Annotated in this window: 20 protein-coding genes and 1 pseudogene; 8 read left to right on the top strand and 13 right to left on the bottom strand. The window is 50.4% G+C overall.

Annotated elements, in window-relative coordinates; translation table 11 throughout:
• The 3 genes from N7E60_RS14615 to hcp-2 all read right to left on the bottom strand — a co-directional run bounded on the left by N7E60_RS14615 (window position 1) and on the right by hcp-2 (window position 3,256).
• Window positions 1-510, bottom strand: coding sequence for a DUF4123 domain-containing protein (locus N7E60_RS14615; RefSeq protein WP_269598884.1), 510 nt, complete (start codon window positions 508-510; stop codon window positions 1-3).
• Window positions 511-514: 4 nt separating this feature from the next.
• On the bottom strand, window positions 515-2,614 hold the full coding sequence (gene tssI / locus N7E60_RS14610) for a type VI secretion system Vgr family protein (protein ID WP_269598883.1): 2,100 nt from the start codon (window positions 2,612-2,614) through the stop codon (window positions 515-517).
• Window positions 2,615-2,737: 123 nt separating this feature from the next.
• Window positions 2,738-3,256 carry a type VI secretion system effector Hcp-2 gene (gene hcp-2, locus N7E60_RS14605; protein WP_077579355.1) on the bottom strand — a complete coding sequence of 173 codons (519 nt, stop codon included), beginning with the start codon at window positions 3,254-3,256 and terminating at the stop codon, window positions 2,738-2,740.
• 413 nt (window positions 3,257-3,669) lie between these two features.
• Here hcp-2 and N7E60_RS14600 point away from each other — a divergent pair, with 413 nt between their 5' ends.
• Window positions 3,670-3,831: a hypothetical protein gene (locus N7E60_RS14600; RefSeq protein WP_269598882.1), complete on the top strand. Its 162-nt coding sequence runs from the start codon at window positions 3,670-3,672 to the stop codon at window positions 3,829-3,831.
• A 90-nt stretch (window positions 3,832-3,921) separates the two neighbouring features.
• On the opposite strand, the gene N7E60_RS14595 is transcribed toward N7E60_RS14600, so the two are convergent.
• The 4 genes and pseudogenes from N7E60_RS14595 to N7E60_RS14580 form a co-directional block, all read right to left on the bottom strand.
• Window positions 3,922-4,182: a glutathione S-transferase N-terminal domain-containing protein gene (locus N7E60_RS14595; protein WP_269598881.1), complete on the bottom strand. Its 261-nt coding sequence runs from the start codon at window positions 4,180-4,182 to the stop codon at window positions 3,922-3,924.
• A 95-nt stretch (window positions 4,183-4,277) separates the two neighbouring features.
• Window positions 4,278-4,473: pseudogene (locus N7E60_RS14590) on the bottom strand (methyl-accepting chemotaxis protein); the annotation flags it as partial.
• 12 nt (window positions 4,474-4,485) lie between these two features.
• Window positions 4,486-4,998: a GNAT family N-acetyltransferase gene (locus N7E60_RS14585; RefSeq protein ID WP_069586790.1), complete on the bottom strand. Its 513-nt coding sequence runs from the start codon at window positions 4,996-4,998 to the stop codon at window positions 4,486-4,488.
• A gap of 11 nt (window positions 4,999-5,009) precedes the next feature.
• Entirely contained in the window at window positions 5,010-5,411 is a 402-nt protein-coding gene (locus N7E60_RS14580; protein ID WP_069586789.1) for a GFA family protein, read from the bottom strand.
• 345 nt (window positions 5,412-5,756) lie between these two features.
• On the opposite strand from N7E60_RS14580, the gene N7E60_RS14575 reads away from it, so the two are divergent.
• From N7E60_RS14575 to N7E60_RS14560, 4 genes are all read left to right on the top strand, one after another.
• Window positions 5,757-6,434, top strand: a complete 678-nt coding sequence (locus N7E60_RS14575) for a hypothetical protein (protein ID WP_269598880.1) — start codon at window positions 5,757-5,759, stop codon at window positions 6,432-6,434.
• Between the two features lie 172 nt (window positions 6,435-6,606).
• Entirely contained in the window at window positions 6,607-6,942 is a 336-nt protein-coding gene (locus tag N7E60_RS14570; RefSeq protein ID WP_069586787.1) for a hypothetical protein, read from the top strand.
• A gap of 101 nt (window positions 6,943-7,043) precedes the next feature.
• Window positions 7,044-7,511, top strand: a complete 468-nt coding sequence (locus N7E60_RS14565; protein WP_269598879.1) for a CreA family protein — start codon at window positions 7,044-7,046, stop codon at window positions 7,509-7,511.
• Between the two features lie 46 nt (window positions 7,512-7,557).
• Window positions 7,558-8,124: a DUF1415 domain-containing protein gene (locus N7E60_RS14560; RefSeq protein ID WP_254659639.1), complete on the top strand. Its 567-nt coding sequence runs from the start codon at window positions 7,558-7,560 to the stop codon at window positions 8,122-8,124.
• Here N7E60_RS14560 and N7E60_RS14555 read toward each other — a convergent pair.
• The gene (locus N7E60_RS14555) at window positions 8,076-8,777 is read right to left on the bottom strand and encodes a fumarylacetoacetate hydrolase family protein (protein WP_269598878.1); all 702 of its coding nucleotides are present in this window, start codon (window positions 8,775-8,777) and stop codon (window positions 8,076-8,078) included. The genes N7E60_RS14560 and N7E60_RS14555 overlap by 49 nt on opposite strands.
• A gap of 157 nt (window positions 8,778-8,934) precedes the next feature.
• Between N7E60_RS14555 and N7E60_RS14550 the strand changes: the two genes are divergently transcribed.
• Window positions 8,935-9,627, top strand: a complete 693-nt coding sequence (locus N7E60_RS14550) for an HAD-IA family hydrolase (RefSeq protein WP_269598877.1) — start codon at window positions 8,935-8,937, stop codon at window positions 9,625-9,627.
• On the opposite strand, the gene N7E60_RS14545 is transcribed toward N7E60_RS14550, so the two are convergent.
• A complete protein-coding gene (locus N7E60_RS14545; RefSeq protein WP_077454836.1) occupies window positions 9,619-10,302 on the bottom strand; it encodes a GntR family transcriptional regulator in 684 nt (227 codons plus the stop codon). The two genes, N7E60_RS14550 and N7E60_RS14545, sit on opposite strands and share 9 nt — an antisense overlap.
• A 208-nt stretch (window positions 10,303-10,510) precedes the next feature.
• Between N7E60_RS14545 and N7E60_RS14540 the strand changes: the two genes are divergently transcribed.
• The gene (locus tag N7E60_RS14540) at window positions 10,511-13,384 is read left to right on the top strand and encodes a ligand-binding sensor domain-containing protein (protein ID WP_269598876.1); all 2,874 of its coding nucleotides are present in this window, start codon (window positions 10,511-10,513) and stop codon (window positions 13,382-13,384) included.
• Window positions 13,385-13,458: 74 nt separating this feature from the next.
• Here N7E60_RS14540 and putP read toward each other — a convergent pair whose 3' ends face one another.
• The 4 genes from putP to N7E60_RS14520 form a co-directional block, all read right to left on the bottom strand.
• Window positions 13,459-14,955 carry a sodium/proline symporter PutP gene (gene putP / locus N7E60_RS14535; protein WP_077454837.1) on the bottom strand — a complete coding sequence of 499 codons (1,497 nt, stop codon included), beginning with the start codon at window positions 14,953-14,955 and terminating at the stop codon, window positions 13,459-13,461.
• Between the two features lie 47 nt (window positions 14,956-15,002).
• On the bottom strand, window positions 15,003-15,713 hold the full coding sequence (locus N7E60_RS14530; protein WP_269598875.1) for an aldehyde dehydrogenase family protein: 711 nt from the start codon (window positions 15,711-15,713) through the stop codon (window positions 15,003-15,005).
• Window positions 15,714-15,740: 27 nt separating this feature from the next.
• A complete protein-coding gene (putA, locus tag N7E60_RS14525) occupies window positions 15,741-18,854 on the bottom strand; it encodes a bifunctional proline dehydrogenase/L-glutamate gamma-semialdehyde dehydrogenase PutA (protein WP_269598874.1) in 3,114 nt (1,037 codons plus the stop codon).
• A gap of 232 nt (window positions 18,855-19,086) precedes the next feature.
• Complete coding sequence (locus N7E60_RS14520) at window positions 19,087-19,860, bottom strand: helix-turn-helix transcriptional regulator (protein WP_069586778.1); 774 nt, start codon at window positions 19,858-19,860, stop codon at window positions 19,087-19,089.
• Window positions 19,861-20,400: 540 nt separating this feature from the next.
• Between N7E60_RS14520 and N7E60_RS14515 the strand changes: the two genes are divergently transcribed.
• A complete protein-coding gene (locus N7E60_RS14515) occupies window positions 20,401-22,245 on the top strand; it encodes an SUMF1/EgtB/PvdO family nonheme iron enzyme (protein WP_269598873.1) in 1,845 nt (614 codons plus the stop codon).
• Window positions 22,246-22,663 lie beyond the last annotated feature (418 nt).

Here is a 22,663-nt window from a genome sequence, read left to right as displayed (position 1 = left end):
TCACACCCACTGCTTAAAAACGGAATCTTGTTGTTCGCCCTCCACGGGCGTAAATGGATTTGGCTTGTATAGGCACACAGGCACATCGTCTGAGTTAAACCAACACACCCCTTTGCTAGGCCCCAAGCATTGCGCGATATCGTCCGTATTGGCTTGTGCTAAAACGGCATCCCAAAGTCGTTGGCTTTGAAAGCGCAAACATAGAACTTGGCCAGCAACGTCTATCTTCAACATCGCTTGTAAGTGCACAATAAAGTCATCTGCACAGATGTTGTCATCCACTGCAAATATTACCGAGCTGGTATCAAAATAAGGCAGTGTGCGCCATGTCTCGACGTTAGCGATATCCGGTCCCATATTCACCAAATAAGGGCTTTGCTCAAGCAGATAATCAAAGGGAGTGCCTGCATATAAGGGCAGTATTTGCACGACACTAAAGTGTTCTTGAATCAGTTGCGCGGCATCACTGATCCTGACTGCATCAACGAGAAGCCAATAATGCGTTGCCATACTCTTATCCCTCCTCCTGCAAACACGGACAATCTTGACGAGGGCATGAACCATCGAATTGTCGTTGACACAATTTCAGCACAGGAAGGTTTGACACCGATGCCACTTTTAAGGTCGCTGGCGAAAGCTGCAGGGGTAAAGGATCGGGACTCTCTGGCGACTCCACCCCAAACGGGAGAGCAGCGACTTTGCCGGCATAGCCACTGCCTGCACCGGGGCTGCCGCCTGAGTTGAGGTTAATCGCAGGGCCTACAAGGTGGACACCGCCGCCATTAATGCTGACAAAACTGCCGCCGGCTTTGACGGTGATGCTACTCCCCGCCTCAATCACCGCTTTTTGACCGGCTTTGATATGAATTTCATTGCTGGCGTCATTCACCCACACTTGGCCAGCTTTAACATGCAGCGAGCCGTCGACAATCAGGGTTTGGTCTTGTTGAGTGTACTGGCGACTCTCTCCCTCCACGGTATGATGCGCATTGCCCATCACACGATGAAATTGGTCGTTGTGTACCTGATGGTGATTGTCATGACCAATCTCGGTCACGCGGTCATTTTCTACCTCGGTGTGCCAGTCTTTTTGCGCGTGTAAATACACTTGCTCACTGCCCGATTGGTCTTCGAACGTGAGCTCGTTGTACCCCTCGCCTTGATGACTCTCACTGCGCCAAACCGTCTTGGTTTTGTTAGCGGGCAAGGTATAGGGCGGCACATTGGTCGCATGATAGGTGCGGCCGGTGATAATCGGTTGGTCCGGGTCACCGTGTAAGAAGGACACAATCACTTCATGGCCAATGCGGGGAATGGCCATCATGCCATATTGGCTGCCTGCCCAGCCTTGGGCCACCCGTATCCAACAGCTGCTTTTGTCATCGCCGTTGGAATAACGGTCCCACGGGAAGTGGACTTTCACTCGCCCGTGTTCATCACAAAAGATTTCTTCGCCACCCGGTCCCACCACGGTGCCTATCATAGGGCCATCCACTTGAGGTTTGGGCGTCGGGGTTGCACGCCACGGGGTAGTGGCAGGAATAAGCATAAACTGGTTGTTGTAGGTGGTGGCGCCTTGGCCGCCCTCTTCTTCCAGTGCTTGTGGTTGGCTGCCTTGATGATGCACCCGCACCACTTGCCACGCTTGGTTCACGCTCTCATCCAGATAGTCGCTGATGGTAAAGCGATAGCCCGCGCGTAATGCCGGCTCATTGCTTTGCCCGTTGGCATGCTCGGCCTCGCGGCGCAAGTATTCTAAGCGGGTTTGGTTAAACGCCTGTCCAGTCGCGTCGTCTTTAAAACGGCCCGGGAAATCAAAGTGCTCGTAGCTGTCGGTACGCTGGTAATCAATGCCATCGGCTTGCGCCGCTTGTTGGAAGCTATAGCTTGGCTTTTTAAAGCTGTAGTCCTTTAAGGCCGTGTGACTAGGGCGTGCCGCGGTGTGGCGTGTCAGGCCATAGATGTACGGGGTATCGGTACGACCGCCGCTGACAGCATTATAGGGCACAGGACTGTCAAGCTGGGGCAAGCTATCTGGCGCATCGGTCACTATCAGGGTATGGGTGTTGGCATCGTGCTCATGGTGATACACCAAGCCTTCTTCTGCCGCTAAGCGGTGGAAGAACGCCAAGTCACTTTCACGGTACTGTACACAGTATTCGCGCTCGGCATAGTCACGGGTTAGCGAGAAGTTAACCTCCGTCACCCCCATTTCCGTGAGCAGGGTTTCTAGAATAGTCGGCACGGTTTGGTGCTGGAAGGTACGACTGTTTTGGCGAAGCGACAGGCGATACAGGGCGGGCACCAAGGTTAAGCGGTAGCGGGTAAAGTGATGACCAATGTCACCTTGGCTAAAGGCACTGGCGATACCCTGCACCCGTTTGACCAGCTCGCCATTACGCCACAGTGTCAGCTGCACCGGCTTATCGACCACTTGCTCTGGCGTGATGTCGGTATGGCGGCTCGCCAAGGCCACCTCATACTGGAACCCATACACCGGATTGCCATTCAGGCCAGCTTGGTGAGAGAGGCACTCGTCCCCTTGGTAGTCCACCACCACGAACGGTTGCGGGTCCAGCCCCGCCACGGTTAACGCTATTTGCAATGTCGCCATCTGTGTATCCTTCGCCCTGCTTGTTTACCCTGATACGTTCAGCCAGACCCTGCCGTCTGGCTCAACGCACCACAGCCCGCCCGTAAAGGCAGGCTGTTTGTGTCTTCATGTCGCCATGAAAGATTAGGCTTCGATAGGCTTGCGCCAGTCGTCCGAGCCTGAGGTGCCTGCGTTGACGTGGTCCCAGGTCACTTTGCGGTAAGACATCGACACGGTCAGGTTTTGGGTGAAGTCTGACTTCGCCGGGTCTTGGCAATGGGGCATCTCGCAGTGAATGTCCACAATCGAGGCACTTTCCAGCTTGGTGGTAAAGAAGTTTTCTTGTTTACCTTCAATCGAGGTGCGGTACCACTTCAGCTCAACCGTTGACATCTTCTCGCCTGACGCCAGTGCGTTATAAAGCAACGGCACCGCTTTGTTGAGTGCAACGGTGAATTTAAATGGCTTGTGCACACGTTGGCCTGATGGCTGACCTGACTGAGGGTCAGTCGGTACCGTCACGTTGTGGTCAAACTGTTGTACCAGCATCTCGTCTTCGTGGCCTTCAACAAAAGCATCACCGATAGAATCCGCAGTGCAGGCACCGGCAGTAATCAAACCCTGAGTTTCACCTTCAATCGAGATATAACATGGCGTTGGCATAATCGCTCCTTTCTTATTAATGGAAGAGGCTGTCCAGTCGGTGCCTCTGTTCGCCATCCCATATAGCGAAATGCATGCCAGCTTTTTTAGCCCTAAAATTCAACACGTTACTCTCTCACTGACCAATTTTTTGCACGCCACAAGCAAGTTTTTGCTCGGCGAGGCAAGAAGTTGCTTTACGGTCAGATTAACGATGAGTCAACATGGTTGTCATATCTAAATCGGCATTTTTGAAGCCAGATTGTATTGTCGAGAAACACTATATTGTCGACAAACGACTAGAGGAGATTGTCAGGAAATCATCAAGATCGCTGTTTTCGAGCCCAAGTCACATAATCTTGGATAACAGGTTCTGCGAGCAACAGATCAAGTGTGTGGTAGGAGCGGCCTAACTGCTTTTCACTGAATTGACGATGGATAAAGGCGTGGCAACGTCGGCATACCCAGAGACCATGCTCGCGCATGTAGGCGCGGGAAAAGCGTTTGGTAAACCACTTATTGTTATGGCAGGTTTTCGGGATCAGGTGATGGAACGTCAGCGGGCGTTGATGCTGACAAATCACACAGGGTGTTGAAGAAGGTGGAGGCATTGGCATCGAGTGATTGCACAACGAATGAAGGGGACATCACCCAAGCGATGTCCCTTTCAGTATCAAGCCAGCAACTTACGCGAAGTTGTCGCGCAAGTACTCAATGATATCGTCTGACTCATACATCCAGTGCGTCTCACCGCCTTGGTCGATACGCAGACAAGGTACCATGCCTTTGCCGCCTTCGGTTTGTAGGCGCTGCCACTCTTGTGCATTCGAATTCATATCCACCAGCGGGATATCGAGCTTTAACTCCGCCATCACCGCACGAACTTTATGACAAAATGGGCAGTGTTCTTTGTGATACAAGCTTAGTGCGTTCAAATCAGCCATCATGTTTCCTTTTTGAAAAAGCGGCCATGGGTGTGCCGCTGTTTACTGTCATTGTTTATCCCTAATGATGGCATTGAAGACGGTATTGATGCTAGTCATCAACTCGCTTTGTTGGCACTAAATTGCGACAACCGCTCGACGAGTGTACGGGTTTCATCAATGAGGCCACTGATTTCTGACGCCGATGCGGTGGTTTTTTGTGCCAGCGCACGTACCTCATCCGCTACCACAGCAAATCCTCGGCCCGCATCCCCAGCTCGAGCAGATGCAATCTGCCGCATTGAGGACGAGTAAGTACGGTTAAAATCAATCCAGCGCCTTTTGGTAACAGACACCATCGATATTGTGCCCAGCGACACGGGCGATATTCGATACCGTGCCACACTCAACAAAGCCATTGCGTGTTAGTACGGTTTGAGAAGCAATATTGGTGGTCGCAGCCAGCGCATGCAGTGTATTTAGCCCATACTCACGTGCAACATCTAACGCATATTTGACCGCACGAGAGGCCACACCTTTCCCAGTTTGCTCCTCAGCAATGCGATAGCCTAACGACCCTGTCCCTGATACCGCATCAATTTGGCTGATATTAACGCGACCAATAATGGCTTGGCTCGCATCAGTAATCAGCATGGGGATATGTTCGTTTTGCGCGTGAAGCATAAGCAGTGACTCAATATGCTCAGCAACTCCGTCAAGACTATAAAAAGCGTCACCGCGACTATCAACGAAGGTTTCAAAATAGGTTCGATTAACCTGTTCAAACGCGAGCAACGCCTCTCGATCGTGGCTCGTCAGTGGACGCACTAACAGTTGCATAGTCTCTCCCATCAGTCAGGTCCATGTTCGAATTGTTTCAACGCTTCATTGGGCGAGTGCCAAGGCGCTTTGGACGCGATATGAATGTGAAAGTCCGGGGCATGGCGCGGTGCCGTATCGAGGATGCCAAGCCGAATATTGAAAAGCCCTTTCTTCACTTTGTGTGAAAACAAACTCGCCCCACAGTGCGCGCAAAAAGCGAGTTCGGTTTCGTCACTTTTGGGGTAATAGCGGATATCTGACGCGCCCGACACAATAGCCACTTTACTCTTTTCAATGCCACCCACGGATGAATAATCAGCGCCAGTAAATTTGCGGCACTCAGAGCAATGGCAATTCCCCATATAAAGAAACTCATCCGGGAAAGAGAGGTGTATTTTTCCGCACAGGCAACTCGCTTTAAGCGTTTTCATCAGCTTTATCCTTGTCCAACGAATTTAACGCCAGTGTATAAAAACACTAGAAACAAAGCGATCGTTATTCCTGATAATGCTGATATAAAACAATTATTTAATGTCCTCCTTACTCTTTTCTCGCGAGTGAGCCTTGGCAACATAACACTATTTACACTGTAAATAACGCTCATCACCTGTCTACACCCTGAACAAAAAGTGACTTTGATCACATAATTATTGCGATTTTATGAATCCCGCCGTAATATCCGTTGCGACGGACAAATTAATGAGACTAACGTCACAGTTGTGCCGCTAGCGTTCCCCATCGGACGGACTATTTGTATTCGAGCATCTGAGGTTGATATGAAATTGGCACAGGTTTCATCCCCCGTTCGGACCGTGTTTTATGGTGCCGGGCAATTCCTAGCCATTGCGCTTTATTTTGCGGCTATCGCTGGCATTATTCATTACAGTGTCGCCGCCCATAACGTTGCCTCTGAGGCGTCACTGATTGAGCTTTCCCAGCTTATATTACTCGCCGCGTCCGTATTTACTTTTCGACGAATCGCCCATGTACATTGCGCATACAGCTCGGCAGCGTCGCTAATGAGCGCCTTTTTCTTAGTCCTGATGATCCGTGAGCTTGATGCAACATTAGACATGGTTTTCCACGGTTTTTGGAAAATCCCGGCGCTCACCGTCACGGCACTCGCTCTCTGGCCAGCAGCCAAAAACTGGCGTGAAACAGCTGAGAGTCTGGCAAGGATCGTCACATCTAAATTCGCTCCCGTACTGATGGTCGCCTTAGCGCTGTTACTCGTTTACTCGCGTTTGTTTGGCATGGGCGTGCTTTGGGAGCAAGCGATGGGCGCCAACTACGTGCGTGATGTGAAAAGCATTGCGGAAGAAAGCACTGAGCTGATGGCGTATGCCATGATTTGGCTCGCGGCACTCGGCTATTGGTTTGAAGCACGTCGCGCCCAAACGATTGGCGAGACGCAATTATCTCACCCTGTATCTGAGAACGACCTTTCGCTGTAACCGCAATAAACCTAAGCGGAATACGCGACACAAAATGTAAGCGGCCAACGGGTCGCTTTTTTTATGTTTGCTTAAACACCAAACTGATGAGCTAGCTAGACGACCATGTCGGCGATAGTCGACATCCCGGCTTAATGCTATTATTAGTGTGAATAGATTGAGGAACTCATATATGGCTAAGTCGTTTTTCGCCTTGTTGGCGTTGTTATCATTTTGTGTGTATGCCCAACCCGAGTCCGATACCCCAGCTAACACGGGCCAAGTAGTGACCGAAAAAAACGAGTCTATTTGTAAAACCACTTTTAGTCGCGAGATGTTCAATCAGCAGATGACATTTAGCGATCAGGACAACGACAAAAAAGTGCGCCGTATTGCTGAGCGAAAAATTGCGGCGGCACGAGAGGCCTTTGCGGAAACCGGTAGCTACTGTAACGCGGCTGATGTGCTCCTCACCTTTGAACCCAAATCGCTATCCAGTAAAGATGGTGACGCACAATTTCGAGAGTAAGTCATCATTTCCCACCTTATTCATTTGGCGTAAAAACACACAGAAACCAGACTGTGTTAGACTATTTGCCAACATTTATTCAGGCAAAACACAAAACAGTTATGAAAAAAGTACTTTGCCTCGTGGCATTTAGTGTGATGTTATCCGGCTGTGATAACAGCGAGGTGGGCGATGTGAGTTTAGGCATGTTCACCATGAAAGATATCAAACTCAATCACTTGGTTGATCCTATCGTTACCGGCGTCACCTGCCATGTCGCCTCGGTAGAAGCCGACCTCAGCTTTGCTGATCCCAGCGACAGTGCGATCTCTTGTCGACAAACCGGTGAGATTACGCCCGAGATGATCGCAAAAATTGATAAAAGCGACTCTGGTGAAGTGGTGTTCCGTAAATCAAAAAGTATCTTCTTTAAGTCTATGAAGATCCGTCGTATTTACGATGCCAAAAACCAAACTTTGATGTACCTGTCCTATTCCACCAAAGAAACCTCTGGCAGCTTTAAGCATAGCTTGTCGACCGTCCCATTATGGGGAACCAAGGCGTATCAGTTATCGCCTCAAAAAAGCTAACAATTCACTGAATAAGCGGCTACCATAGCGGGCCAATAGACTAAAGATGCTCGCGATGAAAACGGTAGAATCTCGTATCGCGGCGTGGTTAGATGAAGTGGTTATCGGGTTAAACCTGTGTCCCTTTGCTGCCAAACCGCGCCGAAATCAACAAATCAAAATAGATATCTGCACCGCGTGTGACGATGCAGATATTCTCGAGGCCGTATACCAAGCACTCACCGACTTGGCACAGACGGATCCGGCGATCACAGACACGACCGTTCTCGTCGTCCCGAACGCACTCCATGATTTTGAACATTATCTTGATGTGCTGTCGATGGCCGAGAATCTTATCGACCATTTTGGTTGGCGAGGGACTTTCCAGCTCGCCAGCTTTCATCCGCAATATTGCTTTGATGGTTGTGAACCTGATGATGCAGAGAACCTCACCAATCGTGCGCCTTATCCGTGCTTTCACTTGATCCGTGAAGACAGTATGTCGCGAGCACTTGCACATTACGGTCAGGATCCAGAGGCGATTCCGGCGCGCAATATCGCCTGTGTCTCTGCACTCACTGCCTCTCAGCGAGCCGCGTTGTTTCCGTGGTTATCCACTGACGAAGACGCATAAACGACGCGCGTTTCACCCAAATCGCACTCCCCTAAACGCAAGGTTAACTCGTCCCCATTAGCAAGGGGACCAACCCCTTCAGGGGTGCCAGTAAACACCACATCCCCAGGACGTAGCGGGAAGGTATCACTTATATGTGCAATAAGTAGCACTACTGATGTCAGCATGTTTGCCGTATGGCCTTGCTGTCGGATTTCGCCATTAATCGCCAGTGAAAAGAAAACATCGTCCCAGTTCTCTGGGGTTGCCACAAAGGGGGTTATCAGCGCGCTGCCCGCAAATGCCTTTGCCCTCTCCCAAGGCAGCCCCTTTGCTTTTAGGTAACTTTGTTGGTCACGTCGTGTTAAATCCAGTCCCAACGCCATGGCCCCCAGACCTGATTGTACCTCCGACGGTGTTGCCTCATATAACGGCTGGGTGATCAGAACTGCCAGCTCGGTTTCAAAATGCACCGGCGCAAACTTCTCTGCCAACGTCAGTAAGTGACCGAGCGGTTGGATCGTGCTTGGCGGCTTGATAAAAATCACCGGTTGTTCTGGAAGCGGATTATTGAGCTCTGCCGCATGCGCCACGTAATTTCGCCCGACACAATAAACCTGTCCGACTGGGAGTGTAATCACATTCCCGTTTATCCATTGGTGTTGATAGTCCATGTCCTTGTGGTTCCTTGTCGATTAAAAGTCGATCCCTGACCAATTTTGATAACGAATTAATACAGATTGCAAGACAGAGTTAGCATTTCAAGGGACGCTGACTTGTTGATTTTCAACTCAGCGCTAACGATAAAGCGAGGCACACAAGGGAGCCACTATGGAGCACTTTAGTTTAGATGAACCAATTGCCTGCGTTATTTTTGACTGCGATGGCACCTTGGTTGATTCAGAGCAACTGTCTCACCAAGCCTTAGTCGCTACATTTGCGTCTTTCGGCGTGGCAATTGACTTGCAAGAATCATTGGATCATTTTGAGGGTGGCAAACTCACCGACGTGTTGCGCCAAACCTGTGAGCGCTACGCCGTGCAACTCCCTATCGACCAATTAGAACCCAGGTACCGTACCTTATGCCACCAGCTGTTTGAACAATCTTTACAGCCCACTGCAGGCATTGAAGAAGTGCTAAAAACACTGGCCTCCCAAGGCATCGAGATGTGTGTTGCCTCCAATGGGCCAACCGAAAAGATGGCGCATGCCTTAACCCTCACCGGCTTAATGCCTTATTTTGAAAACCGACTCTTTAGCGCCTTTGATACCAACAGCTGGAAACCTGCACCAGACTTGCTTCATTATGCAGCCATGAATATGGCATGCCCGTCTCAACAGTGCATTTTTATTGATGATACCAATCGCGGCATTCAAGCGGGTATTAACGCCAACATGCGCACCATACACTTTAACGCCAACCCAAACGCGCTCACCACAACCCACCCATTGGTGCACCGTGAATATTCAGCCGAAGGGCTTAGGCAATTGTTTTCAAAGGCGTATGTGGCGATCTCACCGTGAATGGCTGCTCAGCGCAATTGCATGTTGGCGCCACCATTCTTCGTCGACACGAATGGCCTGTAATTGACCCGCGCGCTCAATCAACCAATGCCGCTCCAATTTCAATGCGGGTGTACCAACCGCTACATTGAGTGCCGCCATCGGCGCCCCTTCTAAGGCTTCCCAACGGCTGGTCCAGTGACATTGATGAATGGTTACATTGGCAGACAATTTCTCACTCATCGTCTGCTGCTGATGTTGTGGGTAATAGTCAGGTTGTAAGTAAGTGCGAACATACCCCACAGGTACGCCCACTGAAGAGACAACGCCTTCTGCTTGATAGATCGCACTAAAGGGTGGCAAGTGCATCTGTTGGCTCATTTCTGCACTGGCTAGCGTCGTCGTTTCTTTTTGAATAGCAAACTGTCCGCCTTGTGCGGCGAAATCAGTCGTCCAGTCTATCAAGTCACTGGGGTTATACCGCCAAGGATTCGGCGCAATAAACCAACCTCGCCGATCAAGCCGGTAGATACGCCCTTCTGCTTCTAAAACCGCGAGTGCTTCACGCAAAGTGACGCGCGTCGTGTGGAAGGCTTCCGCTAACTGCCGCTCTGACGGCAGCTTTTGCCCGGGGTCGAGTTGACCACTGTTGATTTGCTCTAAGAGTTGCTGGCGGATCGCCATAAACTGCATCATTGAATTAATACGCCTAGCCAAGGTTTGCGTTTCTTATGTGATCTTTCTCAACTTGCCTATTAAAACCTGACCTCAAGGTGCCAGAACTAGACACAGGTTAAGATAGAATCGCCAGTCTACTTGGAATTGCAAACAAGAACAAAAGATGTGCCAACGGATTAAGCAGGCTTTATCAAGGATTAGACCATGCCATACATTCACACTTTTCGTGTGTAGTTGGCTATTCGTTTCTCTCGGCTTGATGACCCCAAGTCACGCCGATGATAACCAGCTATCCGATTATTTTATCGAAACGTGGACCTCTGCAAGTGGCCTGCCTCACAATAGCATTAACGCGATTGAACAAACCACAGATGGCTACCTGTGGTTCGCAACGTGGGAAGGTATTGCCCGTTATAACGGGCTAGAGTTTGTTCTTTTCGATCGTGGCCCCAAAACCCAAATGCAAGATTCCGGCACCCGCGCACTCGCGGTTGGTCCCAAAAATGAACTCTACGCGGGTGGCGCACGCGGCAGTGTGGTGATGCGACAAGGGTTTTCATGGCACGCTTTACCGACTGCACCCAGTTTAGTGAACGATATTCTGCGTGACCCTGACGGCGGCCTCTGGCTCGCTATCGAAGGCATGGGCGTTGTCTATTACTCGTCTGAACAGTTGCAAATGCCTACTCCCCAACCCACACACTTTATCGAGACAATCAGTAGTTATCGTCTCGCGTTAGCGCCCAACAAGCACATCTATGCCGCCACAGAGAAAGGGGTTTATCTCTTGTCGGCGCAGCAGGGTGCCACGCCCATCTCTCATCATAACCTGTTCGAAAAAGTATTCTACGTCGCCACGGCTAACGATGGTGCTCTTCTCGTCGGCTCTGAGCATGGCGCTTGGCGCTATCAACAACAGCGGTGGACACCTCTCGATGGCGCCTTGCTTAACCAAGCCGTCACTCTGGTAGAACAAGACAGTCAGGGGGCTTATTGGTTTGGCACGCTGAGCCGTGGCGTCGCCCACCTGAGCGATGGCGAACTCGACTTTCTCGACAATCATCGAGGGCTGCCGAACAATCGCATTTTATCTTGGTTTGAAGACAGCGAAGGCAGTATTTGGATTGGCACTAACGGCGGGGTCATGCGTTTACGCTATGCCCCCTTTGTCACCCTGACCGCAGACCAAGGGTTGGCAGGAAATTACGTGCGTACCGTCTTAGCAGGCCAAGACCATCACGTTTGGGTAGGCGCGAGTGAGGGGCTTAGCCAGATAGATACACAGCATGGTAGTGCTCGAATACTAACAGATAATGTGTCGGTGCTCAGTCTTGCCCATCGCCGTCAAGGTGGACTCTGGGTGGGAACCTATCAGCATGGACTTCAGGTTTGGCAAAACGGCTCACTGCATACGCCGCGCGGCATCAATGGCCACTTGCCCGATGATGAAGTCCGAGCGATTTTAGAAAGGCCTGATAACACCTTATGGGTTGGTACTCCTCGCGGATTGGCAAAGCTCAATCAGGGGACCCTAGCCCAGCTTTATGATAGTCAGAATAGCGATATGCGCGGCAGTTATGTCATGGCACTGGCGAGCGACGAACAAGGTAAAGTCTGGGTAGGAACCGGACGTGGGGTCAGCTATATCGAAGCGGGTCAACTCCACACACTTGATCTCTCACAACAAGAGCAAGCTCAGTATGTCTTTGGCTTTTATATTGAGCCGGGATTTGTTTGGATGGCAACCGACCGAGGCGTAATTCGTTACTCGCAAGCCGATGGAAGCCTTGCGCTTGTTGGTCGTCCACAGGGACTACCGATCGATAAATTTTTCCAAATCATCAAAGATGATAGCGATAATTTTTGGTTGTCGAGTAACCGTGGTATTTGGCGCATTAACTATCAACAAGCGCATCAAGTGGCCGACGGTACGCGCCAACGCATCGATTTTGAGCATTATGATCAAAGCGATGGCATGGCGAATAACCAAGCCAATGGCGGCTCGTCACCCGCAGCGACGATAACACCAGACGGCACCTTACTGTTTGCAACCGCCAAAGGCGTGGCCAGTGTGAGTCCAGATAGAATTGCGCGATTGCTCAGTCGCCCACTGCCTATTGTGATGCAGCAAGTCCAATTTGATGGTAAAGATATTAACCCCGAAGCCAATGATATCGCGCCAGCGGGTACCAATCGCGTCCTCTTTTCTTACGCTGCGCTCGGCTACTCGATGCCAGAACAAATCCAATATCGCACCCAGTTGGAGGGGTTTGAGCTTGATTGGGCCTACCGGCACGAGAGTCATGATGCGGAATACACTAACCTGTCACCGGGGATTTATACCTTTAAAGTGAGTGCTCGCTACCCTTATGGGAAATGGAGTGACGATGTATTGCGTTACCAGTTCACCTTAGAGCCTTCGTTGTGGCAACGTTCGGACATACGCGCACTTGGCTTTTTTCTTTTTGTGAGCGCAGCGTACGGCATCTTTTTATGGCGTATTCAACGCTTACAACAAAAGCAATTGCAGCTGAAAGCCCTGGTCAAAGAGAAAACGCAGGCGCTGCAAGCGCAAGCCGATGACTTTGAGCGGTTATCCAAAGAAGACCCTCTCACCGGGCTGGCGAATCGTCGTGCGTTTGATGAATATTGGCACCGTGCCTTTGACCAAGCACGTAAATCGGGCGAGACATTGCAGGTCGCGATTCTGGATATTGACCACTTCAAACGGATTAATGATCATTACTCCCACTTAGTGGGCGATCTGATTATTCAGCGTGTTGGCGCGTTTTTAAGTCAAGAACAAAAACACTTACGCCATGTGGCACGCTGGGGAGGCGAGGAGTTTACTCTGCTGTTTGCTGGCAGCGTTGCCGACGGATTCAGCTATTTTGACCACCTGCGTCGCCAAATCGCAACGTTAGACCTGTCTGATATTGACACCACGCTCTCGATTACGGTCAGCATTGGCATGGCGGGTAATCAGCAAGCCAGTGACTATGTCGATGGGCTCAAACGCGCCGATCAGGCGCTGTACAAAGCGAAACGCGATGGCCGCAACTGTGTCCGCCAAAGCAAGAGTGAGTCGACTGCTCTGTAAAGCGATGAGATCAAAAAAGGGAGCGTTTGACGCTCCCTGGTTCATGATTCATTACAGTCTCATGCCGTCAACGATTACGCCATGGTATCTAGGCTTTTCTCGTATCCTTCAAATTGCTTAGAGACAGACTCGCTCGGACCACCGGTCAGTTTACTGATGATGATCGCACCTAGACCGGCCAAGAAGAAACCTGGGACGATTTCATACAAATCATAGATGCCACCCGACATCTGCTTCCAAACAACCACGGTGATACCACCAATCAAGATGGCTGCAAGTGCACCGTTACGGTTCATTCCACGCCAGAAAAGGCTCAGGAGCAAGGCCGGACCGAAGGCAGCACCAAAGCCTGCCCACGCATAAGAGACCAAGCCGAGTACCGAACTGTCTGGATCCATCGCAAGCCCCAGTGCAATCGCAGAAAGCAAGATCACAGCACCACGACCTACCATCACCACTTCTTGTGTGGACGCGTCAGGACGGAATACTTGCTTGTAGAAATCCTCTGCCAATGCCGATGAAGAAACCAGTAGCTGTGAATCGGCGGTACTCATGATCGCAGCCAAAATAGCAGCTAACAGAATACCCGCAATGACGGGATGGAAAGCAGCATTCACCAACAGCATGAAAATTTTCTCGCCGTCTTTCAGATCACCGGTCATGTCATTTTGTACGTACAAAATCCCGACCAAACCGATCAACACCGCACCAAACATCGACAACGCAGACCAACCCACCGCAATGCGACGCGCTGTGGTGATGTCTTTGTTTGAACGCGTCGCTTGGAAACGGGCCAAGATATGAGGCTGACCAAAGTAGCCCAAGCCCCAAGCAGCTAATGAGATGATGCTAATCCACGTCAGCGGCTCACCGTTAACATCGCGCCAGAGTGTCATCAGCTCAGGATTGATCGCGGCCACATCATTGCCCAGTTTGAAGACACTGCCATCCATAATAACAAAGGGCACAATCAGTAGGGCTGCCGCCATTAATAGACCTTGAACCAAGTCGGTCCAAGAGACGGCTAAGAAACCACCAAACAAGGTATAGGACACAACGCAAATCGTGCCAATCACAACCGCGGTGGTGTAATCAAAGCCAAAGACGGTAGTAAAGAGTTTACCACCCGCCACCAAGCCTGAACTGGTGTAGAAAAGGAAGAAAAGTAAAATGAAGAAGGCCGATATCGTTTGCAGAAGCTTTGACTTATCTTCAAAGCGACGCGAGAAGAACTCAGGCAATGTTAATGCATTGTCGACTTCAATACTGTACGTACGCAGGCGCTTGGCACAAATCAGCCAGTTGAGGTAGGTCCCCAACAGCAAACCGCCTGCTAACCAAAGTGATTCCATTCCAGCCGCATAGGCATAGCCAGGAAGGCCAAGCAGCAACCAACCACTCATATCTGACGCACCGGCCGACAGTGCCGCAGGCCAAGGACCTAATGAGCGGCCACCGAGAAAATAATCCTCGGAGTCGGAGGTACGTTTATACGCATATATACCAATGACAAGCATCAGTATGAGATATGCAAGAAACGTGGCACTGATGGCATAGCTATTGTCTATCATATCTGTCCCTCAATTACATGGCCCCTTCCGGGGCCATCTCTGGAAAGTTAATGTTCACCACTGCCGAGTTCCAGAAGCGTGGCATTACCACCTACAGCAGTGATATTAATTGTGCGGGTGCGCTCGGTCACAAAGCGCAGCACATAGTCAGGCGCGCCGATAACCGGATACAGCTGGGTATCGGACTCTGCGACCAGTGCTGCAATCACACCCTGTCGTTGTGCAAGTTGACGATTGACATCACGTACGTGTGTAAGCGTGCCTGTCGTCGCTAAACCCACAATATTGGGATGCGCCAAGAGCGGCGCGTTGGTATCAAGGTCAACACGAATGGCCACCCTGTCCGGACACCCTGCTTTGACCAAATCGGCCAACACGGCATCCGCCATATCGGTGTGAGTGCCCTCTACACTCACCACCACACAATTACCTGCCACCAACGCAGCCGCTAACTGCCCACACAGTGCGACATGCGTCAACGACGCATCACCTGTGATAGCAAACGTCCCGCGACCAACGGTATACAGCTCGTTGGTTTCCCCGGTTGGGCCAGGTAACTCGTGTACTTTATCGAGCAAACGCTCGGCACTATCACACTGAAATCGAATCATTTTTGCTGCGTCTGCAAAGGCTTCACCTCGTGCTGACACTGTGTCAGACCAGCGCTGCAATAGCGCGACACGGCCTGCGACACCTTGATCGTTCCAGTCTTCCCATACCGCTTCACATTGCTCAATGATGCTATTTAATTGGTTCATTTTTCTCTCCTGGTCCTTTCAACCGACTTATTGGGCATTCACCGTCGCTTGAGTGAAGCGATACAAGTAATGCGGGCCACCGGCTTTCGGGCCAGTGCCTGATAAACCACGACCGCCGAATGGCTGAACGCCAACCACAGCACCAACTTGGTCACGATTGACGTAACAGTTGCCAACACGTGCACGGTGTTCAATGTGCGCACAGGTGGTTTCATTGCGGCTATGTACGCCCATCGTCAGGCCAAAGCCCGTACGGTTAATGTCATCAATCACCTTGTCCAACTCTTCAGCGCGATAGCGCACAATGTGAAGAATGGGACCAAAGTGCTCTTCACTGAGCTGATCGATGCTCCGGATCTCAAAGGCCGTTGGCGGCACAAAGGTTCCTTGGTCACACTCAGGAGAGAGCGCAACTTGCGTGACTAACTTGCCACTGCGTTTCATTTGTTCGATATGCGCGAATAACTTGTCTTTCGCAGTCTGGTCAATGACTGGACCAACATCCGTCGACAGCAATTCTGGGCGTCCAACAGACAGTTCAGCCATTGCGCCTTTGATCAAGCTAATCACGCGATCGGCGATATCTTCTTGGATATAAAGCACGCGAAGTGCCGAACAACGCTGACCCGCCGACGCAAATGCTGAACGCAATACATCACGAACGACTTGCTCGGGTAAGGCGGTGCTGTCGACGATCATGGCATTTTGACCGCCGGTCTCTGCCACCACAGGCACAGGGTCGGCATCTCGCTCTGCCAAGGTACGCGTAATACGCTGCGCCGTTGGCGTCGAGCCCGTAAAGGCCACACCCGCGATACGCGCATCTTGCGTCAAGGGGGCGCCCACCACAGGTCCACTACCCGGCAAGAGTTGAATAACGCCCGCAGGGATCCCGGTTTCAAGCAACAACTCGATAGCGCGGTAAGCAATGATCGAGGTTTGCTCCGCAGGCTTAGCAACCACTGTATTTCCTGCAACCAGAGCGGCACTCACTTGCCCCAAGAAAATCGCTAATGGGAAGTTCCATGGGCTGATACAAGTGAAGACACCGCGTCCGTGGTAGCTCACCGATTGTTGGGTACCATCAAAGCCTTGGTAACTAAACGGAGCCGCCTGGAGTTCCATCGCTTGCTGCGGGTAGTAACGCAAGAAGTCAACCGCCTCGCGCACTTCATCGATACTGTCGTGAATAGTCTTCCCTGCTTCTCGGTGACATATAGCCACCAACTCGCCTAAATTCGCTTCTAGTTTATCAGCAAGGTCAAGTAAGTACTTACCACGCTCGCTCACATCGGTTTTTTGCCATTCAGGGAAAGCGTTCGCCGCATTATCCAGCGCTTGGTTAACCTGTTCAGCCGTAGCCCAATCCACACGCCCTACCACTTCGTTGCGATCATAAGGAGCATGCACAGCGTGGCTATCACCTGATGGTCGTTCGCCATTCACAATCGGACCGGCTTGCCATTGGTAATCTCCCATAAAGGGCGAAACGCTATCGATGAATGGTTGCCATTCAGACGCAATATCCGTCGCAACGCCTTGGGAGTTTTGACGGGTCGGTCCGAAAATCTCACTCGGCAGCGGAATGCGATCATTGTGCAATGTCGCATGCCCTCGCAAGATATCGACAGGGCTGGCAATCAGATCCTCGATAGGGCAACGGGCATCAACGAGACGGTGAACGAAAGAGCTGTTGGCACCGTTTTCTAGCAGACGGCGGACAAGATAGGGCAGCAAGTCTTTGTGGCTTCCCACTGGTGCATAAATGCGCACATCACTATTAAATAAGCCTTTGGCATGGTTATACAAGGCATCACCCATGCCATGCAGGCGTTGGAATTCAAAATCCTGATGGGTCGCCATCGCCGCGATCGCTGCGATAGTATGCGCATTATGACTGGCAAACTGGGGATAGATGAGGCCACGCACGTGATCGCTCAGCAAGAAACGCGCACACGCCAAATAGGACACATCGGTGGCTTCTTTACGGGTAAATACCGGATAGCCATGATGGCCGGTTTGCTGACAAAGTTTGATTTCACTGTCCCAATACGCACCTTTCACCAGTCGCATTGGGATCAAATCACCTTGTTCTTTAGCAAGCGCCGCTAGCCAAGTGATAACAGGTAACGCACGCTTAGAATAAGCTTGCACGACGAGACCAAACTTGCCCCACCCTTTAACGGCATCGTCACGATAAAGTTTTTCAAACAAAGCCAGAGACAGCTCGAGACGATCGGCTTCTTCTGCATCGATGGTGATGGCGACATCTTTTTCTCGTGCACGTTTAAGCAAGACCAATACCGTCTCAAACATTTCTGTCATCACACGATCTTGATTCGCAACTTCATAGCGTGGATGCAGCGCAGAAAGCTTAATAGAGACAGACGGCGACGGTCCTGAGTAGCTTGATTTTGCTGCGCCAACCGCATCAATGGCCTGTAAATAATCATTGAGATACTTGCGCGCATCGTCGGCCGTTAGGGCCGCTTCTCCCAACATATCAAAGGAATAGGTAAAGCCTTGGCTACGCGGCGTCTCACCGTTTTTTAACGCCTCGTCGATATCACGGCCCAACACAAATTGGTGACCCATGATTTTCATCGCTTGATGCATCGCTTGACGAATCACAGGCTCAGAGAGCTTATTCACTAAACGATTGATCACAGACGCAGGTTTTCCTTCGGTGCTCTCATCCAAAGTGACCACTTTGCCCGTTAACATCAGCCCCCACGTTGAGGCATTCACGAATAGCGAGTCAGAATGACGCAAGTGTGCTTTCCAATCGGCAACGCTAAGTTTGTCACGGATGAGTGCATCAGCGGTATGCGCGTCAGGAATGCGCATCAGTGCTTCTGCTAGACACATCAGCAAAATGCCCTCGCGTGTGTCCAAGCTGTATTCCAGCAACAACGCATCAATCATTTGCACGGCTTTCTTATCCGCACGGACTTGCTCAATGAGCTTGGTCGCCTGGCGGCGTGTTTGTTCACGCTCTGTCTCTGACGGCTCAGCAAGAGGGATCAATTGGGTTAGCCATTCACTTTCATCAACACAGTAAAGTGGCGATATTTCAGACCAAATCTGCGCTAGCGGACGCTCGATAAACGATGGCTGCATAGCATCGATGGCTTTAAACATAGTGGTATCCTCACTCACGTCCTTCCCAACTCGGGCAGGAAAATGTTACGTCATTGTTACTTGGCGATCGATTCTATGCGGGGTCTATCGTCAGGGTCTTACAAAAAGCTCCGGCATTATTGCAAAATCCTCCGGTAATTAACAAATAAAGCTGTCGATCGCCATGCCTCCATAACAAATAGGACGCATGGCGACGATAAAAATAGGCACGAGATCGCGTTGTGAACAAACGCTAAGGAGTCAACTTAAACTTTGCGGGCGAGACACCAAAATAGCGTGAAAACGCGTTGGTAAATCCGCTCTGACTAGAGAAACCGCAACTATCGGCGATTTGTGCCATCGTCAAATCACTTTCTTTAATCAGTTGCTTTGCCAACGCGAACCGCTTTTCCAACACATATTGGTGGGGAGTCATCCCGACCTGTTCTTTAAACAGTTGATGGAATTGGCTTTCTGCAAGAAAAACACTACCAGCCAGCTGGGCGACGGTAATCTTGCGACTCATATGTTGGTGAATATAGCGGTCGATGATATCCATGTTGAGCCGATGACCGTCTCGTCGTGGTGAAATGTGGTCACGAAAATGGCGGTGCAACACACACATCAGGGTGTCGGCACACGCTCGACTGAGCAATAAATCGGTTGGATTGGCTATCATTTCTGCCGTTAACGCTTTAATTAAGGTCTGAGCCTGAGTGTCGAGCTGAAAATACGCATCACGCTCAAAAAGGCGAGCGATATTGTCATGCATCGACGCATGCCCAACCCATTCTTGATACGGTAAGTTAATTACCAGTATTTCATTGCGTCCCACACCGGTAAAGGCGTGCTCTTCGGATTCGGTTACCAAGCACCCCTGTCCCGGGCCAACGAGGCTTCCTCGCCCACCGACATCAAATTCCGTTTGTCCTTGCAGCCCTATCACCACTTGTTTGTAATCATGGCTGTGGTGCAATTGCTGGCTGGGTAACGCTATCACTTCAGACACTTTCGGCGTCTTTGCCATTGACCGTCACTATCACCGTTAACCTATATCGCATTATTTTGTCACGATTATCAGTAGCACGCGATCATCATCTTTCGGAACTATGATCAAGAACCTCTATTTTTACGGCCGATGTCATTTGGACTAAAAAAATGCGGAAGATCCCTCATTTTTGATTAATAGATCAGCGTAGAAGAACAAAAAAGACAACAAAACAATGACAGTGTCAGCTGCTAAGCTACTGTCTATAAAGCGGTTAAAGGCGATGCGATGAAAAACCTCTTTGCTTGATCATCGTTTCGAGGCGATCAATGGCGATCTTGGCCTTGATCATGGTTCCGTCACACGCGTCGTCACACAATCTTATTTGAAGCGCGGCGGCGCTTAAGGTAATCTCGCGTGGATATTAAAAACAATGAACACAGTTGCACCGATCACGTCGCAGAATGCTGACTGCCGTCAAATAATTAACACGGTTTGCGTGGCAACACTGGTTTCCGTGATAGTCTACTTTTTGGACATAGGTATTATTATTGCGACACATGCGTAAGCAAGGGAACTATGACAACGAAATACATAAAGGCGCTATGTTTAGCGCTCCCTCCCCTACTGCTAACCGAGTTGGCGTTCGCTGAAAACGCGTCTTCCGCGGATAACATCGATCCGGTCAGTGAGTTGGTTGAGAAACTTCGCGCAAAAGAAGATGTGCTGGAGTCTCAAAACGATGAGCTGGCCCTGCAGCAGGCGAAGCTTGATGACCTTTTAGTTAAACGCGCCACGTTAGATGACGAGCTAAGTCAACTGCAACGCGAGCGCAGTGAGGCTAAAGCCCAGCTGGACGCCAAGTTTCAAGACTTGATTGCTGACCCAAGTACCGACATTGGTCCTTATCAGCAGGCGTACCAACAAGCCTGGCAAAAGGTTAATAACCATCAACAGGAACAAGCTGCGAACGAATCAGCGATTATCGAGCAGAAAAAGTTGCTCGCGCAGCAAGAACGCCAGCAGGCTTTATTAGCCACTACGTTGGAAAACCTGCACGAGGCCATGCGTGAAGCCCGCGCTGAACGCTTGCGTAAAGAGTTGACACAAAAAGACACCATTGAGGTTGTCCATAGTGTCACCTGTGCGCCCAATATGACGCTTGCCGCTTGTGCGAATCAAGGTAAGACCTTGACAATGCAACAAGCCATTCGCGAATTCCGTGGCCAAGTCACCGACTTTGTCACCGAATCGGCGGCAGTGAAGCAAAACATCGACAAAGTGGCTTTCAACATTCACGTCACTAACAGTGAAGTGGTTGATGCAGGCTTTACCGGTGGCACCGACTACACCACCCGCATTAAAGCGGAGCTTGTCAGTCGCCCGGGTAAAACAGCAGCCTGTCGCTTGTTAGATCTGGAAGATCGCTACTGTGTTGAAACCACACAAGCGCAGCAACAAGCCAAGCATAAGCAACAAGCAAAACGCTGGGTCAATGTCACTGTTCGCTCTAACCGTTATGACGACAGCGTTAAAATTAACGACGTGTCTTATGGCAGCACACCTGTTGAACTGATGCTTCCTGTTGGCACCCATGAACTGACGGTGAGCAAACCTGGATTTATGCCTTATAGCCGCGAGGTTTATCTTGGCAAAGATCAGGTCGTATGGGCCAAGCTCGAAGAGCAACCCAATCGTCCACCTAGCCCGGGAAAAAAGTTTACTGACCCTGTATCTAATAACCTTGAAGCCCCGCAAATGGTGGTTATTGGCGCAGGTGAATACAAAGTCGGTCCAGACGCGCGAGAAAACGTTGCGGTACGCCACTCGTTCGCGATTGGCTCGACGCCTGTCACCGTGGCGCAGTTTGATGCTTTTGTGAATGCGACCGGTTATGTCACCGCTGCAGAACAAGGTAATGGTTGTAATATGCTGGTTAGTGGTGAGATCAGCCAAAGCTTGGAGTCAGATTGGCGTCAGCCTGGTTTTGACCAAGCCGCAGATTCACCCGTTGTTTGTGTGAACAAGAAAGATGCCAATGCTTATACCAAATGGCTCAGCCAACAAACCGGCCATAACTACGCACTGCCGAACGATGTGCAGTGGGAAGTGGCGGCCCGTGGCGGCACAAACAGCGATTTCTGGTGGGGCAACGAAATTGGTGTCGGCAACGCCAACACAGGCTGGAGCGGTACCGTGTGGTCAAACACACGAACCTCACCGGTAAAAAGCTTTCCGCCTAACCCCTTTGGTGTCTATGACACGGCCGGTAATGTCTGGGAATGGGTAAGCAGTGAAGAGCCAATCGCCCGTGGTGGTGCTTGGAACTTTTCACCGCAACGTGCTCGCGCATCAGAACGCTTGGACGTCGGCGAAAACATGAGTGCTAATTATCTTGGTTTCCGCGTGATCAGAAAAATCTAGTCTGACAAGCGATAGTATCTAAGTCCTTTAAAGCCGCTTTCTCAAGCGGCTTTTTTCTGCTTACTTCATCGGCAAGCACCATCAGCACAGTGTTATCTACCGGCGTACCACGACTGTCTATCACCCTAGCGAATCAACAACAGAATAATACACTGGTTAAGAACGTGTTTATCAGTTACTTACACTTTGCAGCATAGATTGATCTTAGCCACAATCTTTAAGTAAAGTCACTTTATTTTGTGTCAATAGGGCAAATCCCCCCTACCCAACGTCTAGGCTTCTGGATATAGTCACAAACGTAAACAGTATTTGTCCCGATAAATGCTTTTACGTAAATCCTAACACTGTTAGGTGCAGTCAACGATAACTAGGGCGGTCAAAAACCCTCATGACTCGTTCGGTTATTTAGACAACCTCT

It is taken from the genome of Salinivibrio proteolyticus, assembly GCF_027286365.1.
GTDB lineage: Bacteria > Pseudomonadota > Gammaproteobacteria > Enterobacterales > Vibrionaceae > Salinivibrio > Salinivibrio proteolyticus.
The sequence above is the reverse complement of the archived record's forward strand: the minus strand, read 5'-3'. Positions and strand labels throughout refer to the sequence as shown.

Bases quoted from the DNA above. Each gene is read 5' to 3' on its own strand.
- N7E60_RS14615 (WP_269598884.1), bottom strand. From the start codon at position 510: ATGGCAACGCATTATTGGCTTCTCGTTGATGCAGTCAGGATCAGTGAT.
- tssI (WP_269598883.1), bottom strand. From the start codon at position 2,614: ATGGCGACATTGCAAATAGCGTTAACCGTGGCGGGGCTGGACCCGCAA.
- hcp-2 (WP_077579355.1), bottom strand. From the start codon at position 3,256: ATGCCAACGCCATGTTATATCTCGATTGAAGGTGAAACTCAGGGTTTG.
- N7E60_RS14600 (WP_269598882.1), top strand. From the start codon at position 3,670: ATGGATAAAGGCGTGGCAACGTCGGCATACCCAGAGACCATGCTCGCG.
- N7E60_RS14595 (WP_269598881.1), bottom strand. From the start codon at position 4,182: ATGATGGCTGATTTGAACGCACTAAGCTTGTATCACAAAGAACACTGC.
- N7E60_RS14585 (WP_069586790.1), bottom strand. From the start codon at position 4,998: ATGCAACTGTTAGTGCGTCCACTGACGAGCCACGATCGAGAGGCGTTG.
- N7E60_RS14580 (WP_069586789.1), bottom strand. From the start codon at position 5,411: ATGAAAACGCTTAAAGCGAGTTGCCTGTGCGGAAAAATACACCTCTCT.
- N7E60_RS14575 (WP_269598880.1), top strand. From the start codon at position 5,757: ATGAAATTGGCACAGGTTTCATCCCCCGTTCGGACCGTGTTTTATGGT.
- N7E60_RS14570 (WP_069586787.1), top strand. From the start codon at position 6,607: ATGGCTAAGTCGTTTTTCGCCTTGTTGGCGTTGTTATCATTTTGTGTG.
- N7E60_RS14565 (WP_269598879.1), top strand. From the start codon at position 7,044: ATGAAAAAAGTACTTTGCCTCGTGGCATTTAGTGTGATGTTATCCGGC.
- N7E60_RS14560 (WP_254659639.1), top strand. From the start codon at position 7,558: ATGCTCGCGATGAAAACGGTAGAATCTCGTATCGCGGCGTGGTTAGAT.
- N7E60_RS14555 (WP_269598878.1), bottom strand. From the start codon at position 8,777: ATGGACTATCAACACCAATGGATAAACGGGAATGTGATTACACTCCCA.
- N7E60_RS14550 (WP_269598877.1), top strand. From the start codon at position 8,935: ATGGAGCACTTTAGTTTAGATGAACCAATTGCCTGCGTTATTTTTGAC.
- N7E60_RS14545 (WP_077454836.1), bottom strand. From the start codon at position 10,302: ATGATGCAGTTTATGGCGATCCGCCAGCAACTCTTAGAGCAAATCAAC.
- putP (WP_077454837.1), bottom strand. From the start codon at position 14,955: ATGATAGACAATAGCTATGCCATCAGTGCCACGTTTCTTGCATATCTC.
- N7E60_RS14530 (WP_269598875.1), bottom strand. From the start codon at position 15,713: ATGAACCAATTAAATAGCATCATTGAGCAATGTGAAGCGGTATGGGAA.
- putA (WP_269598874.1), bottom strand. From the start codon at position 18,854: ATGTTTAAAGCCATCGATGCTATGCAGCCATCGTTTATCGAGCGTCCG.
- N7E60_RS14520 (WP_069586778.1), bottom strand. From the start codon at position 19,860: ATGGCAAAGACGCCGAAAGTGTCTGAAGTGATAGCGTTACCCAGCCAG.
- N7E60_RS14515 (WP_269598873.1), top strand. From the start codon at position 20,401: ATGACAACGAAATACATAAAGGCGCTATGTTTAGCGCTCCCTCCCCTA.